The organism is Bifidobacterium sp. B4111 (assembly GCF_026537235.1).
In the GTDB taxonomy this organism is placed as follows: Bacteria; Actinomycetota; Actinomycetes; order Actinomycetales; family Bifidobacteriaceae; genus Bombiscardovia.
Window position 1 is genome coordinate 51417 of sequence record NZ_JAFNMO010000004.1, and the last position, 18302, is coordinate 69718.

The 18302-nt window shown below is 64.8% G+C and carries 10 protein-coding genes; 6 read left to right on the forward strand and 4 right to left on the reverse strand.

The features are described 5' to 3' along the window. The first annotated feature begins 50 nt into the window (after positions 1-50). Complete coding sequence (gene trpD / locus J3T93_RS07360) at positions 51-1151, forward strand: anthranilate phosphoribosyltransferase (RefSeq protein ID WP_267431145.1); 1101 nt, start codon at positions 51-53, stop codon at positions 1149-1151. Positions 1152-1232: 81 nt separating this feature from the next. Here trpD and J3T93_RS07365 read toward each other — a convergent pair whose 3' ends face one another. Then, on the reverse strand, positions 1233-1778 hold the full coding sequence (locus tag J3T93_RS07365) for a hypothetical protein (protein WP_267400136.1): 546 nt from the start codon (positions 1776-1778) through the stop codon (positions 1233-1235). A gap of 48 nt (positions 1779-1826) precedes the next feature. On the opposite strand from J3T93_RS07365, the gene J3T93_RS07370 reads away from it, so the two are divergent. Next, positions 1827-2525 carry a lysophospholipid acyltransferase family protein gene (locus J3T93_RS07370; RefSeq protein WP_267400135.1) on the forward strand — a complete coding sequence of 233 codons (699 nt, stop codon included), beginning with the start codon at positions 1827-1829 and terminating at the stop codon, positions 2523-2525. Positions 2526-2537: 12 nt separating this feature from the next. Here J3T93_RS07370 and J3T93_RS07375 read toward each other — a convergent pair whose 3' ends face one another. Continuing rightward, complete coding sequence (locus tag J3T93_RS07375) at positions 2538-4691, reverse strand: Stk1 family PASTA domain-containing Ser/Thr kinase (protein WP_267431146.1); 2154 nt, start codon at positions 4689-4691, stop codon at positions 2538-2540. A 19-nt stretch (positions 4692-4710) separates the two neighbouring features. Continuing rightward, entirely contained in the window at positions 4711-5910 is a 1200-nt protein-coding gene (locus J3T93_RS07380) for a polyprenyl synthetase family protein (RefSeq protein WP_267431147.1), read from the reverse strand. Positions 5911-6094: 184 nt separating this feature from the next. Here J3T93_RS07380 and J3T93_RS07385 point away from each other — a divergent pair, with 184 nt between their 5' ends. The 4 genes from J3T93_RS07385 to J3T93_RS07400 all read left to right on the forward strand — a co-directional run bounded on the left by J3T93_RS07385 (position 6095) and on the right by J3T93_RS07400 (position 15648). Next, positions 6095-6700, forward strand: a complete 606-nt coding sequence (locus J3T93_RS07385; protein WP_267400130.1) for a hypothetical protein — start codon at positions 6095-6097, stop codon at positions 6698-6700. Between the two features lie 114 nt (positions 6701-6814). Next, positions 6815-8215, forward strand: coding sequence for an RNA polymerase sigma factor (locus J3T93_RS07390; RefSeq protein WP_416378838.1), 1401 nt, complete (start codon positions 6815-6817; stop codon positions 8213-8215). Between the two features lie 129 nt (positions 8216-8344). Next, entirely contained in the window at positions 8345-10693 is a 2349-nt protein-coding gene (locus J3T93_RS07395) for a DNA gyrase/topoisomerase IV subunit B (RefSeq protein WP_267431148.1), read from the forward strand. Between the two features lie 47 nt (positions 10694-10740). After that, positions 10741-15648: an ATP-dependent helicase gene (locus J3T93_RS07400; protein ID WP_267431149.1), complete on the forward strand. Its 4908-nt coding sequence runs from the start codon at positions 10741-10743 to the stop codon at positions 15646-15648. 19 nt (positions 15649-15667) lie between these two features. Here J3T93_RS07400 and J3T93_RS07405 read toward each other — a convergent pair whose 3' ends face one another. Then, positions 15668-18292 carry a DNA gyrase/topoisomerase IV subunit A gene (locus J3T93_RS07405; protein WP_267431150.1) on the reverse strand — a complete coding sequence of 875 codons (2625 nt, stop codon included), beginning with the start codon at positions 18290-18292 and terminating at the stop codon, positions 15668-15670. Positions 18293-18302: the final 10 nt, after the last annotated feature.

An 18302-nucleotide genomic window follows, 5' to 3' on the forward strand; every position in this document is an offset into this window, starting at 1 on the left:
AGCAAACAGCGGGGCATCCGGCCCCGCTTCTTCAAAGGAAAAGAGTCATCATGCGGCCACTTAGCTGGAAATCCGTCCTGAACTCCTTGGTGTCCGGTCGACACCTGAGCGCGGATGAGGCCGAGTGGTGCATGAACGACCTGATGGACGGGAATGCCGACCCGGTACAGGTGGGCGCCGCCCTGTCCATGCAGTCCACCCTGGGGCTGACCAGCCCGGAAGTCGAAGGGGCCGCCAAGGCCATGGTGGGTCATGCGGTGCCGCTGAAGGTCAGCGGTGATGTGACTGACATCGTCGGCACCGGCGGCGATGGGGCAGCGACCGTCAACCTGTCGACCATGGGCGCCATCGTGGCTGCCGCAGCAGGGGTCAGGATCGTCAAGCATGGCAACCGGGCCGCCTCCAGCAAGAGCGGCACCGCCGACTGCCTGGAGCAGCTGGGCCTGCCCTTGGATCTGCCGCCGCAGGAGGTGGCTGCCATGGCTGATCGCTACGGCATCACCTTCGTCTTTGCCAAGACCTTCCACCCGGCCATGCGGTTTGCCGGACCTGTTCGCTCCTCGCTGGGCATCCCGACCGTCTTCAACCTGCTGGGTCCCCTGACCAACCCGGTCAACCCGCGCTATGTGGCCATTGGATGCGCCCAGCGTCAGCTGAGTCCCATGATGGCCCAGGTCTATGCCTCACGCGGCCAGGAGGGCATGGTCTACACCTCGGTCGAGGGCCTTGACGAGATGGCCCCGACCGGGCCGGTTTCCATCTGGGAGATCCACCAGGGCAAGGTGGAGGAGCGCTCCTTCGACCCGACCCGTGAACTGGGCCTCGACCCGGTGGATTTGGATGACCTGCGCGGCGGCGATCCCGCCTTCAACGCCAGCGTCGTCAGGGACTTCCTGGCTGGAAAGTCGGTTCCCTCCGGTTCCACGGCCCTGCTCAATGCGGCCTCGGCCATCGTGGCTGACGGTACGCAGATCGATGCCGGTCCCGAGGCTGATCTGAACGTGCGGTTTGCCCAGGCCTATCAACTGGCTACCGAGGTTGTGGATCAAGGCATGGCCGCCGACCTCCTGACAGCCTGGATCCACGGAGCCCAGGAGGCGCAGTCCCATTACCGGCAAGAGGATCGGGCATCCCGTCCGGTCTTAGTCTAGGTTCGTTGCTGCTAGACCTGTTTGGGCCCCGCCGGCTGATATTCCAGCCAGCGGGGCCCGATTTTTTGGCGGCACACGGCATTATCGCCTGTAGTGTCGTTCGTCGTCATCGAAGAGCCCGCTTGAATCATCGCGGAAATTCTTCCGGTCGATGATCAGTCCTGCGATGCCTATCAGCAGGAGCAGGCCCGCCAGCAGGCCGGTCAAGCCGGACCAGCGGGGAATGAAGATGGTCAGGAAGAAGCAGACCAGGCCCAGCGCCGTCATGATCATGAACGCCACCCGCCTTCTGCCCAGATCGCTCAGGTCGGGGTTGGGCGGCACAAAGTTCGACGACTGATCCATGACCTCGTCGGTGTCCAGCCAGCTCCTACCCTGGAAATCGCGCGGTCCTGAGCCGCCGACGAAGGAGTCTCGCTTCAGGTCCTCGGCCCTCAGCGCCGCCTTCTTCTCGGACTTTCGAGCCTTCTTTTCAAATTCCTTGGCCGTCTTGGACGACTCCAGGGAACCCAGCTCGTCAGCGTGCGAGTTCAGGAAGTCCGCCCACTCTTCGTCCCCCTGTGGGGAGCCGGTTCCCGCCTCGCTGTTATACTGTTTCCCGGCGTCGTTATGCTTGTGCTCGGTCATAGAACCATCGTAACCTCGGCCGCACGCATTCGCTACCAAGGAGTCTCTGTGCTGTACTGGTTCTTCGTCAAACTGCTCGGTCCGTTGGCGCGTACCTGGTTCAAACCGACCGTTGAGGGCACGGGGAACATTCCCAAGCAGGGGGCTGCCATCATCGCCTCCAACCATCTGGCCGTCATCGACGATGCCCTCCTGCCCATCACCTGTCCTCGGATGATCCACTTCATGGGCAAGGCCGAGTATTTCAACGGCAAGGGGATCAAGGGCAGGTTCAAGAAGTGGTGGTTCAGCTCGGTCGGAGTCTTCCCCGTGGACAGGTCAGGCGGCTCCAAGTCGCTGGGAGCCATGGAAACGGCGCGTTCCATCCTTGAGCACGGGCACATCTTCGGCATCCATCCGGAGGGCACGCGCAGCCCTGACGGCAGGCTCTATAGGGGGCACACCGGGGCGGCGCGACTGGCCTTCGAGACCGGGACGACGGTGGTGCCAGCAGCCATCATCGGCACCAGGCAGCTTCAGGAGCCCGGCCATGTGATTCCTCATAAGGGCAGGACCAAGGTCATCTACGGCAAGCCCATCACGGTGCCCTATGTGCCGGTCAACAGCCTCACCCATGAGGAGATCCGCAACCTGACCGACCGGATCATGCAGGAGATCCAGGAGATGAGCGGGCAACGATACGTGGACGTGTATGCCCAGGTCATCAAGGCACATGAAAACCATGAGAACACTCAGGAGCTGGACTGACTTCCCAAGGGTTCAGACGACGGTCAAGGTCACGACGGCCGGCGAGCCGTCATCGTTGAGCACCTTGACCTGACTGCCGGGATTGGGGTCCTGGATGCGCACCGTATGGGTCAGGTTGCCCAGAGGAGCGGAAATGTTGACCTTGAGCCCGTATCCCTCCAGAATCCGGGTGGCCTCGTCCTGGCTCTTGCCTTTCACGTCGGGCATGGTGATGGACTGTGGACCCTTGGAGATCACCACGTTGACCGCATCGCCCCAATGGAGCTGTTCCTGGGCCTGGTGAGAGGCGGATATCACCTGGTTGCGTGGCACCTTGTCGGACCAATCCTCACTGTAGCTGACCTTGAGCCGGAGGGCTTCCAGGGCCGCCTTGGCCTCATCCCTGGCCTTGCCGACGATATCGGGCATGGCCACAGGCATCCTACCCTTGGACAGGACCAGGCTGACCTTGGCATCGTGACGGGTCTTGGTCCCTGGGGCCGGGTCCACTGAAATGGCCGCTCCTTCGGGGATGTCCATGGAGTATTGGTCCTTGGACGTGTCGTGGTCGATCCTGTCGAACCCGGCTGCCTTCAGAGCCTGCACCGGATCCTTGCCGTTGGATGTTTCCGGCATGAGGAGGTCCTTGGGTACCGTGGCCTGGCGCACTCCCTTGGAGACGGTCAATTTGAGCCTGCCGCCCCTCTTGCTGATATGGGCTCCGACAGTATCGGGATCGGCGGCCATGACGGCTCCCTTGGTCACCTGGTCGCTGAAGTCGTAGGCGGTGTCGACCTCGATGCCGGCGACCTTGAGTGTGCGGGCGTATTTGGCGAAGTCGGCGCCGACAACCTTGCACTCCTGGTTCTCGGAGCAGGAGACGTCATCTGGCTTGGGCAGGGCGACATAGCTGCCCGGACCCAGGAAGTACCACCAGGCGCCACCGCCGCCTCCGGCCAGGGCCAGCACCAGCAGGACTACAAGCGTGATGATCGAGCCCCGATGCCTGTGCTTGTGCTGGGGTTGAGCCGCTTCAGCGCCTTGCCGCAGGGTCTTTGCATCGGCTGAAGGTGCTGTCGGATTCTGAGGCTGCAGAACGGTCGTGGTCTCGGCTCGGGAGGGGGTGTCCACGTCGTTGAGCCGATAGCGTCTGGTCGCTGCGTCCGCATCGGTTTCAGGCGGGGCGGGCACAGACGGAACCGTGTCCGAATTCTCCGGGTCTGTTGCTGCAGCTTCGTCGTCGCTGGGTGCCGTAGTCTCCTGCTCAGAGGTTCCGGCGATGGCGGACGCGGGCTGTCCGCTTGCTGCTGGCAGCACGTAGTCCAAGGCTTGCCGGCCCAGTCCCTTGACCACCTTTCTCAGGCTTTCCAGGGCCTTGCCGGCGTCATCCGGGCGATTTTCGGGGGAGCGGTCGGTCATCGCGGAGACCAGGGCGGCCACAGATGGATCGATTCCGGGGCAGACCCTGGCCAGGGAGGGGACATCCTCGTGGACGTGCTTGAAGACGATGGTCACCGGATTGTCGCTGGCGAAGGGAACCGTGCCGGTCAGCATCTCGTAGGCGATAATCCCCACGGCGTAGAGGTCGCTCTGGGGTGAGGCCTCATTGTTTTCGATGGTCTCGGGTGCCAGGTAGGCGGCCGTGCCCATGAGCATGCCAGTCGAGGACAGGGTGGCCTGGGCTGCGGCGCGGGCCAGACCGAAGTCGGTGATCTCCACATGGCCGCGGTCGTTGATAAGAATGTTTTCCGGCTTGATGTCGCGGTGGATGACGCCGGCTCGGTGGGCGGAGGCCAGGCCGTCCAGGATCTCGCCCAAGATGCGCAGGGTCTCCTTCAGGGGGTAGACGCCCTGCCGGGCCATGTCCCGCCTCAGGCTGATGCCGTGGACATACTCCATGACCAGGTAATCCAGCCCCTGATCGACGCCCGTGTCGTAGACCTGGACGATGTGGGGGTTGGCGATGGCGGCCGCGGACCTGGTCTCCCGGCGGAAACGCTCCTCGAACTGGGCCCTGTGCGGTCCCTGGGCCAGCATGGTGTGCATGATCTTGACCGCCACGTGCCTGGACAGCCGCTGGTCCAAAGCCTCGTAGACCGTGGCCATGCCACCCTGTGCGATCTCACGCAGAATGCGGTAGCGCCCGTCGATGATCCGGTCGCTGGTCCTCTCGTCCGCTTCACTCATGCTCGTCTTGTCCGGCCCTCTACACCTCGGAGGCCTGACCGGCCTCGGCATCAATGGAAGATACACGTTCATGATACCCGGCGGTGGTGGCAAGCGGCAGGAAGCGTCGGCAGGCCTCGAGGAATATGGTTCGGCCACTTGCCGGCAGATGCAGATCATGGGCCAGGTCCTGGGCTCGGGCCTGGGCTCGGACGGACAGGTCGGCCATGCGTTGACGGCTGGCCTCTACGGCTCCACAGGACTGCATCAGATCACGGACCATATTCACCTGGCCATCCTTGCGGCGTTCGGCCGGGGAATCGTAGATTCGACGAACCTCTTTGGCCTGATCAGAATCGGCCATGGCCAGGGTGTCGGCCAGGAGGACGGTCCGCTTGCCCTCGCGGATATCGCCACCCACAGGTTTGCCGGTGCGTCGGTCGTCGCCTGTGACGTCCAAGAGATCGTCCGCCAGCTGGTAGGCCAGCCCCAGGTCCAGACCCAGGGCGCGCACCGACTCTTTGTGCTCCTCCATGTCTGCTCCGGCGGCCAACAGGCCCAGAGCCAGCGGGGTCAGGGTGGTGTAGGAGGCGGTCTTCCAGGCCATGGTGTGCAGGGCCTGGCGGCGCAGGCGTTCCGGATTGTCCAGACAGGCCTCCTCCATGCCCATGTCCAGGACCTGGCCGGTGACCACAGCCGTCTGCATGGCTTGGAAGGTTCTTCCGATGGCCGGTCCCTGAGGCAGGTCGGCAGCCGCCTGGAGGGCCATGTCCGTGCTCAGCGATGCCAGCAGGTCGCCAAGCAGGATGCCCAGACCGGTGCCGCGGACATCAGGTCTTGCGGGTGCCCGGCCGCTCGAGTCGTTTCCGGCAACCGACCGGCTCAGGGCCAGGTGGGTGGCAGGGCGGCCCCGACGACGGGGGGAACCGTCGATGATGTCGTCATGGACCAGCGCGCTGGTCTGATAGACCTCCAAGGCGCAGGCAAGGTCCACCACCGCCTGTTCACGGTCGGGATTCTGCTCGGAATCCAAAGCCCGCCAGACGTCGCAGAGCAGCAGGGCGCGCAGGCGTTTGCCGCCGCGGCCGGCCTCGATTGCCTGGAGGATGACCTCATGCAAAGCCTCCTGGGAGGGGTCCTGGTCCCGGGGGTGGTCCAGTCCGGGTTCTGGAGCAATCAGGTGGTCGCAACGGCGCTGGAGCAGTTCCTCCATGCGCTGTTCGACCCGTGCTGCAGTCACGCTTTTCATGCCTTAGAGCCTATCCGCATATCTGCCCAGCGGACAGGCTGCCGGGACCGTGGTGGATGGATGACGTCACTTGACCACATGATCGGTTGGGGCCTTCCTCACGGTGCCAACTGGATCAGGATGGTGCCAAGGCTCCCGGTTCCCATGCCGGGAGCGGATGGGAGGCGCTGAAGGCATGGACGACGCAAATGAAAAAGGTATGAAGGAACTGGTGGAGAACTACCGAGAGGGCCGACGACGATGGGGTGTGGAAGAGGCCGACAGACGATGGCTCCAGCAACCGTTGACAGACTGGATCGCTGGTTTGAAGGGGCCGCAGGCGCGCCAGCAGTTGGACTCCGACTCGGCAGACTGCCTGGCCGTGGCCACAAAGGAGACTCTGGCCATACGCGACGGGCTTATTTTGTCAATGCTGGCGCCTGAGCCTGGTCTGGACAGCGATCGGTTGATGGACCTGTGTGTTCGTCCCAATGATCCGTCGAATGTGACGGCGCTCTGCAGCATCCTGGATGCGGTCTTCAAGGACACTGCGACACGGCCGGACCAGCCCCGCTGTCGTGCAGGGCTTGCCATGCTTGAAGCCATGGCGGATCAGGTTCCGCCGGGGTTTCGGTCCCAGCCACTGGCGGTCGCGGCCTATGTCGACTGGTGGAGTGGGGGATCCCGAGCATCGGGGTTTGCGCAGAAAGCCCTGGCAGACGACCGTTCCTGCAGTCTAGCCGCCATCGTCCTGGCCTTGATAGGCCGTGGCATCGATCCGGCTTGGAGGCAATTGAGCTGAATCGGGAATAATCGTCCCCCTGGGGTGGTTCACTGTAATGAGTCTACGATTTGACCTTGCCATAGCTGTGCCCTTAAAGCAGTGTCGGCGGGTGGGATGATCCAGGAGGAGAATTTGGCCACGAAGGACACCAAGTCAGCCAAGACAGCCGCAGTGGATACCGCAAAGGGCCGGGGCAGTTCGACTGCCGGCAGGACCAAGACCACCACCAGGTCCAAGACCAGCAGCAAGGCGTCCCGCAAGACCACGTCCCGTAAGAGCGCCGCTACTAGCACCTCGGCGACCAAGAGGAACCGCCGTCCGGCCTCCAAGACCACCAAGAAGGTCGAAGAGAAGCCCATCCTGCAGCAGGAGGAGCAGGAGCCCGACGAGGATCTGCTGGAGGATCAGGAGGACGACGACCAGCTGGAGGACGAGCCCGACGAGGACGATCAGGAGGAGGATGAGGCCTCCCAGGTCCATGATGAGGCCGAGGAGGACCGCAAGGCCGCCCATGCCCTTGCCGCCAAGGTCAAGGGCGCTTTCGTCGTCGACGATTCCGATGACGATGAGAATGTCACCCCCTCTGGCAATCCCAAGCGTCGCGTGGTCACCGCCGGCGCCACTGCGGATCCTGTCAAGGACTACCTCAAGCAGATCGGCCGCGTCAGCCTGCTGAACGCCGAGCAGGAGGTGGACCTCTCGGAGCGCATTGAGGCCGGCCTCTATGCCCAGCATCTGCTGGATACCGAGGGCGAGGGTATGGACTTCAAGCGTCGCCGCGAGCTCAAGTGGGCCGCCAACGATGGGAAGAAGGCCAAGGATCATCTGCTGGAGGCCAACCTGCGACTGGTGGTCTCCCTGGCCAAGCGCTACACGGGCAGGGGCATGCTCTTCCTGGACCTGATCCAGGAAGGCAATCTGGGTCTGATCCGTGCCGTGGAGAAGTTCGACTACACCAAGGGCTACAAGTTCTCCACCTATGCCACCTGGTGGATTCGTCAGGCCATCACCCGCGCCATGGCCGACCAGGCCCGCACCATCCGCGTGCCCGTCCACATGGTCGAGGTCATCAACAAGCTTTCCCGCGTCCAGCGTCAGATGCTGCAGGATCTGGGCCGCGAGCCCACCCCCGACGAGCTGGCCAGGGAGCTGGACATGCCCGTCGAGAAGGTCCAGGAGGTCCAGAAGTACGGACGTGAGCCCATCTCCCTGCACACCCCTCTGGGTGAGGACGGCGACTCGGAGTTCGGCGACCTGATCGAGGACACCGACGCCATCGCCCCCTCGGACGCTGTGGCCTTCTCCCTGCTGCAGGAACAGTTCCAGCAGGTTCTTGAGACCCTGAGCCCCCGTGAGGCCGGCGTCATCAAGATGCGCTATGGCCTGGAGGATGGGCAGCCCAAGACCCTGGACGACATCGGCCGAGTCTACGGGGTCACCCGTGAACGCATCCGCCAGATCGAGTCCAAGACCATGTCCAAGCTGCGGCATCCCTCGCGCTCGCAGACCCTGCGTGACTTCCTGGATCAGTGACCTCTGCGCCCGACGGGGAGGCCCTGACACTGTCGAGGCCTCCTTGCTAGAAATGGTCATCGGTGCGTAAGCGACCGCCCATGTGGGACTCCTGTCCTCCTGGGCGCCATGAGGTGAACGGCGAGGTAAATGGTGGCGAAAAAGCCTGATAAGGAAAAGTCCTATGGTGCCGGCAGTCTGACGGTTCTGGATGGCTTGGACGCGGTGCGCAAGCGTCCGGGTATGTACATCGGGACCACGGACAGCCAGGGGCTCATGCACTGCCTTTGGGAGATCATCGACAACGCCGTGGACGAGGCCCTGGCCGGTCAATGCGACCACATCAAGGTCATCCTGCACAGGGATGGCTCCATCGAGGTGGATGACAACGGCCGAGGCATCCCCGTTGATATAGAGCCTCGGACAGGGTTGACCGGCGTGGAGGTGGTTCTGACCAAGCTTCACGCGGGAGCCAAGTTCGGCAACTCTTCATACACGGCTGTGGGCGGCCTGCACGGCGTGGGATCTTCGGTGGTCAACGCCCTGAGCTCCCGACTGGACGTGGAGGTGGACAGGGACGGCAAGACCCACCGGATGCGCTTCCATCAGGGCCATCCCGGTACCTACCAGGACCCTGATCCGGAGCATCCCTCGCCTGACTCGCCCTTTAAACGCACCAGGAAGAACCGGCCTACGCCCCTGGAGGTGGTCGGCAGCGTGCCCAAGTCCAGGACCGGCACCAGGGTGCGCTACTGGGCCGACCCGGAAATCTTCAACCCCACGGCCCGGTTCAGCTACGCCCAGCTGATCGACCGGGTACGTCAGACCAGCTTCCTGGTGCCTGGCCTCAAGATCACTGTGATCGACGATCGCATCCCCGCCACAGGAAGTGCCGAGCAGGATCTGCGCCTGGAGGTTGACGGCGAACCTGCTGCAGAGCCGAATAATCAGGACGTTCAGGAGAACCTTCGTGAATCGCCTGACAGCGACGATCACTCTGAAGAAGGCGACGGGGACGAACGTGCCGAAGACGCGCAGGCCGAGGATGCCGACCTTTCGGCCACCGAGAGGGCCGACCGGGCCATGCTGCAGCCGGAGGACGAGTCCGGCCATCAGCGGGTGGAGGAGTTCCTGCACACCGGTGGGGTGACGGACTTTGTGGACTTCCTGTCCAAGGGCGAGCCGGTCAGCGACATCTGGCGGATCAGCGGCCAGGACACCTACCAGGAAGAGACCCAGCGGGTCGGTCCCGATGGCGAGCTGCACGCCGAGCAGGTGGAACGTGTCTGCGGGGTGGATATCGCCCTGCGCTGGGTCAATGACTACGATTCAGTCGTTTGTAGCTTCGTCAATGTGGTGGAGACGCCCGGCGGGGGCATGCACGTGGACGGGTTCATGAACGCCATGACCCGCCAGGTGCGCAAGGCCGTTGAGGCCAACGCTCGCCGTCTCAAGGTCAACCTCAAGGATTCTCACACCAAAGTGGAGCGCGACGACGTTCTGGCCGGGCTGGTGGCCGTGGTCACCGTGCGCATCGCCGAGCCGCAGTTCCAGGGCCAGACCAAGGACGTGCTGGGTACGGCCCAGGTCAAGCCCATCGTCACCCGGATGACCGACGACCAGTTCGGCCAGATGATCAGCGGCTCCAAGCGCGGCTTCAAGGAGCAGTCCGGCCAGGTGCTGGAGAAGATCGTGGGCGAGATGCACGCCCGCGTCCAGGCACGCAAGACCAAGGAGGTCACCAGGCGCAAGAACGCCCTGGAATCGGCCTCCATGCCCTCCAAGCTCTCGGATTCCATGCCCGGCAACGACGACATCGCCGAGCTGTTCATCGTCGAGGGCGACTCAGCCCTGGGCACGGCCAAGGCGGCCCGAAACTCCATGTTCCAGGCCCTGCTGCCCATCCGTGGCAAGATCCTCAACGTGCAGAAGGCCTCCCTGTCCCAGATGCTGACCAACAAGGAGTGCGCCTCCATCATCCAGGTGGTCGGCGCGGGCTCGGGAGCCAGCTTCGACATCGACCAGGCCCGCTACAACAAGGTCATCATGATGACCGATGCCGACGTGGACGGCGCCCATATCCGCATCCTGTTGCTGACCCTCTTCTACCGCTACATGCGGCCCCTGATCGAGAACGGGCGGGTCTACGCAGCCGTGCCGCCCCTGCATCGAATCGCCCTGGCAGGCAGGAACAAGGGGAAGTTCATCTACACCTATTCGGACGATGAGCTGGAGGGCAAGCTGGCCGATCTGCAGGCCAAGCACATCGACTACAATCCCGATGTGCAGCGCTACAAGGGTCTGGGCGAGATGGACGCCGACCAGCTGGCCGACACCACCATGGATCCCAGGACCCGCATGCTGCGCCGCATACGCATGGAGGATGCCGCTCAGGCGGCCGGTATCTTCCCCCTGCTCATGGGGGACGACGTGCCGCCCCGCAAGCAGTTCATCGTGGACAATGCCGACGACTTCGACCGGAGCAAGATCGACACCTGATCTGTCTTCAGCAAGGCCCGAAAGGTGGGGAGAGGAGCGTAACGCAGATGAGCAGCGATCCCTTGGGTAATTTTTCCCCGCAGACGGCCGGCTGGTTTCGTCAGGCCTTCCCTCAGGGTCCCACGCCGACCCAGGTGCAGGCCTGGCCGGCCATCCGTTCAGGCGGCGATGCGCTGATCATTTCGCCCACCGGCTCGGGCAAGACCCTGGCCGCCTTTCTCTGGGCCATCGACGAGCTTATGACCATGCCCCGGCGCTCCCGGAAGCCTGGGGTCGCCGTGCTCTACATCTCGCCCATGAAGGCCCTGGGGACGGATGTGGCCCGCAACCTGCAGGCTCCGCTGGAGGGCATAGCCGAGCGCTTTGTACAGCAGGGAGGTAAAGCGCCCAAGGTCCGGACGGGCATCCGTACCGGAGACGCCGACGCCCGCGGCCGCAGAGCCCTGGCCGCCCATCCTCCGGATATTCTGGTCACCACACCTGAGTCCCTCTATCTGATGCTGACCTCCAAGACGGCCAGCACGCTGAAGAACGTGCAGACCGTTATTGTGGACGAAATCCACGTTTTGGCGGGCAATAAGCGCGGGGCTCATCTGGCGCTGAGCCTGGAGCGCTTGGACGACCTGGTCGGAGGGCCTGTGCAGCGGATCGGCCTGTCGGCGACGGTCCGTCCACCCGAGCAGGTGGCCCGTTTTCTGGGCGGCAGCCGTCCGGTCAGTCTGATCCAGCCCAGGTCGTCCACAGCCATGGACCTGCGCCTGATCGAGCCCCTGGAGGACATGGGGGATCTGGCCGCGCCGCCCGGCGAGTCCAGCCAGGAAGGGCAGGAGGGGGACCAGAGAAGCGGATCCATCTGGCCTGCCGTCGAGCGGGCCATCCTGGATCAGGTCCTGTCCCACCGCACCACCCTGGTCTTCGTCAACTCCCGAGGACTCGCCGAACGCCTGACCGCCCGGCTGAACGACCTGCACCAGTCTGATCTGCAGGCATCCGGCCACGACCGGCCAGGTTCATCCGATGAAACAGCTGAGCCCAGGGAGCCGGCCCACTACGATTCGGCCACCGGGTCCACCTCCGAGAGAACCTCCGGCCTGAGCGTCGACCAGCCCATCGCCATGGCCCATCATGGTTCGGTATCCAAGGAACGCCGCCGCCAGGTGGAGGACGATCTCAAGGCCGGCAGACTGCGGTGCGTGGTCGCCACCTCAAGCCTGGAGCTGGGTATCGATATGGGTTCGGTCGATCTGGTCATCCAGGTCAATGCCCCGCTGTCGACCGCTTCGGGACTGCAGCGGGTGGGCCGGGCTGACCATCAGGTGGGTCAGGTATCGCAGGCCAGGCTTTTCCCCCTAACCCGCGAGCAGATCCTGGAGTGCACGGCCAGCATGGAGAGCATGGTCCAGGGTGACATCGAACCCACCATCATGCCCAGCAGTCCCTTGGATGTTCTGGCCCAGCAGACGGTGGCCGCGGCCGCCATGGGCCCGCTCAAGGAGGAGGACTGGCTGGCCACGGTCAGACGGGCCGCGCCCTTCGCCCACCTGGACCAGCAGGTCTACCGGGCGGTGCTGGGCATGCTCAGCGGTGCCTACACCTCCCAGGATTTCACCGCCTTCCGTCCCATACTGGTCTGGGACCACCAGACCGGTATGCTGACGGCCCGGCCCGGCGCGCAACGACTGGCGGTCACCTCCGGAGGCACCATTCCCGACCGTGGCTCCTACAGTGTGGTCATGCCCTCCGAGGCCGCCGGCGGCAAACCCCGCCGAGTGGGGGAGCTGGATGAGGAGATGGTCTACGAGTCCCGCAAGGGGGACGTGATCACCCTGGGTACCACCTCCTGGAGGATCCAGCAGATCACCCGCGACCGTGTGGTGGTCGTGCCCGCTCCGGGACGCTCCGCCAGGCTACCCTTCTGGCATGGGGAGGGCACCGGCCGCGACCCTGCCTTTGGCCGTCGCCTGGGCAGACTCGCCATGGAACTGTCCCAGGGCCTGATACCGGCGGTCCAGACTGCCTCCGGCCGGCCGGGTTTCACTCAATCAGTAAGCACTCGTCTGCTGAAGGACGGCCTGGACCGTCCTGCTATCAACAATCTGGCCGCCTTTCTGGCCGAGCAGCAGGCCTCCACCGGCCGGGTGCCCGACGACCGGCACCTGGTGGTCGAGCGCTGCCCCAACGAGGAGGGTGATCTGAGGCTGATCCTCCATTCGCCATACGGCCGCAGGGTCAACGAGCCTTGGGCCCTGGCCATCGCCGCCCGGCTCTCCCGTGAGCGCGGATACGACGGATCCGTCTGGGCGGGGGAGGACGGCATCGTCGTGCAGATTCCGGGCACTGATGCCTTCCTGGAAGATCAGCGAATATTCGGATTCACCCCTGATCAGGTGGAGCGCGAAGTCCGACGGCACCTGGTGGGCTCAGCGCTCTTCCAGGCCCGCTTCCGCCAGTGCGCAGCCCGCTCGCTCTACATGCCCAGGATGGAGCCGGGTCGTAGGGTTCCGCTCTGGCAGCAGCGTCTGCGGGCCTCCCGTCTGCTGGACGCGGCTCTGAAGGAGGATGACTTCCCCCTGGTTCTGGAGACCATGCGCGAGTGCCTGCAGGACGTCTACGACATGCCTGCCCTGCGCGAGCTCATGGCCGACCTGGAGCAGGGGAGCGTTCGTCTGGTCCCGGCCTCCACCAAGGCCCCCTCGCCCATGGCTTCAGGGCTGCTCTTCGGCTACCTGGGGACCTTCATGTACCAGTACGACATGCCCAAGGCTGAGCGCGACGCCGCCATGCTGGCCATCGACTCCGACCTGCTGGAGCAGATGGTCGGCCAGGTGGACATGGCTGACCTTCTGGACCAGGAGACCGTAGACCAGGTGACTGCTGATCTGCAGCGGCTTTCGCCCAGAACCCGGGCCAGGGGAGCCGAAGGACTGGCCGACCTGTTGCGCACCCTGGGCCCCATGGATTTGGCTGGGATTCGTCGGCGCATGCGCGGGCAGGAGGACGAATCGGTTACGGAGGCACAGGTCCGGGCCATGCTGGAGGAGCTGCAGACCCAGGCCAGGGTGGTCCAGGTCAGACTGGGTACACGCGACTGCTGGGTATGGGCCGGTCAGGCAGGGCGGCTGACGGCGGTTCTGGGCCTTGGCATCATCCGGCCATCCGCTCAGTCAACACAAAAATCGGAATCGGACAGTGAAGCCTTTGACCAGCTGGTCAGGCAATATGCCGAAGTCCATGGGCCATTCACCACCGAGGACCTGGCCGGTCACCTGGGTCTGGGCAGCGCTCTCTTGGAGGACCGACTGCGCTCCCTGGCCTCACGCGAGCTGCTCATGACCGGGGTCTTCCCCAGGCCTGACCTGAGTGCCTATGGCGAGCCGGGATTTGAGGGAGGCGAACCCCGCCGGGGGTGGCTGGATCCCGAGGTCTTCCGTCGGCTGCGCTCGCGGTCCCTGGCCAAGGCCAGCAAGGCCGCCAGTCCTGTCCCCGGTCATGTCTACAGCGACTTTCTTCTTCACAGGCAGGGTCTGGCACCCCTGGGCCAGGAGCCCTTGATGGGCACCGAAGGATTGCTGGAGGTGGTCGGGCAGCTGGAGGGGCTGGCTCTGCCGACCGAACTCTGGGAGTCGGCCATCTTCCCGGCCAGGGTGCGTGATTACGGACCGGCCTTGATGGACGATCTGCTGGCTTCGGGCCAGGTGGTCTGGGTGGGGTCCGACCAGGGGGAGGGCCCGTTGGGCGCCATGACCTTTTATCTGGCCGAGGACCTGGATGATGAGCTTCCAGCACAATCTGTTGGTCCTCCGTCGGTCACGGATGTGGCCGGCAAGTCGAGCAAGGCGGGCGACGCGTGCGATCTGGAAGAGACCATGCTGGATGTTCTGGCCGACGGGGGAGCCTACCGCTTCGATCGGCTTCTGCGCGCCTGCGCCGGCCGGGGCGGGAATGACGTTGAGTCTCTTGGTTTTGAAGCCCCCGATCAGGAGGCCGTGGCACGGTCGCTCTGGGATTTGGTCAGGTGTGGACTGGTCACCAACGCCTCCCTGGCTCCGGTTCGGCGCCTGATCCGAGGATCAGGGTCTCAGTCCTCGGGGAGGACCCGACGCCTGCCCCACGGCCTGCATGGACACGGCAGGCCCAGGGGTCGTGCAGCCATGATGCGGGCGACAAGCTCAACAGCGCTGTCAGCAGCGGCGGAGGGGTTCTGGACCCTGGTTGTGGATGAGCGCGGGTCAGCAGGAGGCTCAGCGGGGACTGGCATGGCCGGTTCATGCGATGAGTCTAGAGGCAGCCAGGACGATGATCGACAGCGGACCGTCCGCCTGGTCCACGAGGAGCAGGCCATCCTGGACCGCTATGGGCTCCTGGCTCCGGTGCTGCCTGAGGTGCGGTCCCTGCCTGGCGGATTCTCGGCCCTCTATCAGGTCTGCAGACGGATGGAGGAGGCCGGTCAGCTGACGCGTGGGGTCATCGTCGACGGTTTCGGCGGTGCCCAGTTCGCCCCCCGAGAGGTGATCAACCAGCTCAGGGACTTCCAAGAGGATGAGCGCCGGAGCGATGGTGAAGACAGATCGGGGCAGCGACCTCCCGAGCCCGTGGTCATGGATGTGACCGATCCCGCCAACCTCTATGGCACGGCTCTTGTCTGGCCGACTACATCAGGGGATGCCGGCGGTCGGCCCATTCGGCGGATGGGGAACCTCTTGATGCAGCATCGAGGCTGCGCCCTGGTCTATGCGGCGCCCAAGGGGCATCATCTGCTGGTCTTCGGCGAGCCCGAGCGTGGATTGCTGGAGGCGGCCTTCGCCCAGCTGGCTTCATGGCTGAGGCGGGGCGGGCAGGGACGCATCCTCTTCAGTGATGCCAATGGCCGGCCTCTGACCATGCGTGAACCGGTGGGCATGGCCCTGGCCGCCGCCGGATTCACGGCCGGACCAGGCGGCATGGCCCTCTACTGAGCCTTGTGTGAACGTGTCCTCAGGCTACAAAGGCGATGGGCGCTGCCAGCTCCTGGCCGGAGGCATCCCGGCGCATGTCCACGTCGGGCAGGTCGACCGGAGAACAGGCAGCGGTGCTGGCGTGCAGGGGCCAGGCGCCCACCCGGGCCAGCAGCAGGGTGTCCTGACCCTTGAGGAAGCGCTGGGAGCGCACGCCCCTCGTGCCACGGCCCTTGACCGGATACATCTCCAGCGGAGTCAGCTTGGCCGACCCATTCTCGGTGCCGGGCAGAGCCTCGGAGTCACCGGCCACGGTCAGGACCACGGCCCCGGCCTGGGTGCTCATGCCATCTTCGCCGGTCTCCTGGTAGGTCCAGCCGATCTCTCCGGCCGGCACAACCGCGAAGGTGGCGACCTGGCAGCCCTGGACCAGTCGGATGCCCACCATGCCTGCCGCATTGCGACCCTGGGGGCGAACCTTGTCGCCGGTGAAGGTCAATAGGCTGGCATCCGAGGAGATGAGCACCATGCGGTCCCCGTCCTGGCAGGGGGCTGCGAAGACCACCTGATCCTCATCCTTCAGGTCGATGACCGTCCAAGAGTCCATGGTGGTCGGGGACTCGCGGTTCCAACGTTTGACCGTGCCAAGCCGGGTGCCCAGGGCCAGGGGCCGGGTGTCGGCCATGTCGATGACGGTGACGGCGTGCTCGTCGGCCTGTGGTTCGGTGCTGGCGGTCCCGCCCAGAAGTTCGTCAGCCACGATGCCCCCGCTCAGGTTGGGGTTGGCGGTGGCGGGGATCAGCGGCAGGTCGGCCACAGGAGCGGTGATCAGCCGTCCAGCCGTGGTGACCAGGCCGTAGGTGGCCAGGGTGGTGGTGGCGAATATGGCGATGATCTGGTCGTCATGCCCCCGGTCCTGGTTGCGTGGCCGGGACCGCCAGGCGTCCAAGGCTCCTGGGGTGCTGCGTGCCAGCAGGCCGGTGGCGCTCATCATGACCGTGCAGGGCTTGTCCTCCATGTGCAGGTCGCCGCCGTCCCCGCCGCGGCTGGTTCCTCCGCTTGCCATCAGTGCGGCCTGTGGGCCGGCACCGGCCTTGCCGGGGGTTTGCTGGTCGCCGGCTGCTGCCGACTGCACGGGGGCCAGATCGCCGGAGGGCTCCTGGTCCAGGATGACCGTGCGCCTGGGCGTACCCCACTGGGCCACCGCCTGGTCCATCTCCTGGATGACCACACGGTCAAGCTCGGCCGAGGAACCCAGAATCCGCTCCAGTTCCTCCAGCTGCTTGTTGAGGTCGTCGCGTTCGCCCTCCAGCTCGATCCTGCTCATCTTGGTCAGCCGCCGCAGCCGCAGGTCAAGAATGTACTGGGCCTGGGTCTGATCCAGGTCGAAGACCGCCATCAGCTTGGTCTTGGCCGCATCCGCATCGTCCGAGCTGCGAATGACCTGGATGACCTCGTCGATGTCGACCAGGGCCAGCAGAAGACCCTCGACCAGATGCAGACGTTCCAGGGCCTTCTTGCGGCGGAACTCGCTGCGTCTATGGATGACCGTGCGCCGGTGTTCCACCCAGACCTCCAGCAGCTCCTTGAGCCCCATGGTTCTGGGCCGTCCGTGGACCAGGGCCACGTTGTTGATGGTGAAGGAGTCCTCCAGGGGCGTGTACTTGAAGAGTTTGCCCAGGACCTTGCCAGGGTCGAATCCCGTCTTGATCTCGATGACCAGGCGGGTCCCGTTGTGCCGGTCGGTCAGGTCGATGGCGCTGGAGATGCCCTCCAGCTTGTGGTTGCGCACCCCATCCGAGATGCGTTCCAGAACCCGTTCGGGTCCCACCATGAATGGCAGCTCAGTGACCACGATGGCCTTCTTGCGGGCGGTCACGTTCTCCAGGTGGGTGACGGACCTGGTCACGAAGGCCCCCCGGCCGTGCTCGTAAGCCTTGCGGATGCCGTCCCGACCCACGATGACCCCGCCGCCGGGCAGATCCGGGCCGGGCACGTAGCGCATGAGTTCGTCCAGGCTTGCGTCCGGGTGGGCCATCAGATACTTGGCAGCGGCCACCACCTCGCTCAGGTTGTGGGTGATCATGTTGGTGGCCATGCCCACGGCGATGCCCGAGGCTCCGTTGACCAGCAGGTTAGGGATGGCCGAGGGCAGGACCTGGGGCTCCTTGAGCTTGTTGTCGTAGTTGGGGGAGAAGTCCACCGTGTCCTGGTCGATGTCGGCGTTCATGCCCAGGGCCGCCGGAGCCAGCCTGGCCTCGGTGTAGCGGGAGGCCGCCGGTCCGTCGTCCAGGGATCCGAAGTTGCCGTGGCCGTCGACCAGGGGCAGGCGCATGGCGAAGGGCTGAGCCAGCCTGACCATGGCCTCGTAGATGGAGGAGTCGCCATGGGGGTGCAGCTTGCCCATGACCTCGCCCACGGCCCTGGCGGACTTCATGTAGGGGCGGTCGGGGTTGAGGTTCATCTGGCCCATCTGATAGATGATCCGCCGCTGGACCGGCTTGAGTCCGTCACGGGCGTCGGGCAGGGCCCTGGCGTAGATGACCGAGTAGGCGTATTCCAGGAAGGACTTGCTCATCTCCTCGTTCAGAGGGGTTTCGACGATGTGCTCCTTGACCTGCCTGGGGTCGTACCCCGCCGCCTTGCTCCTGCGATGAGTTGCCATGCTCCAGCTC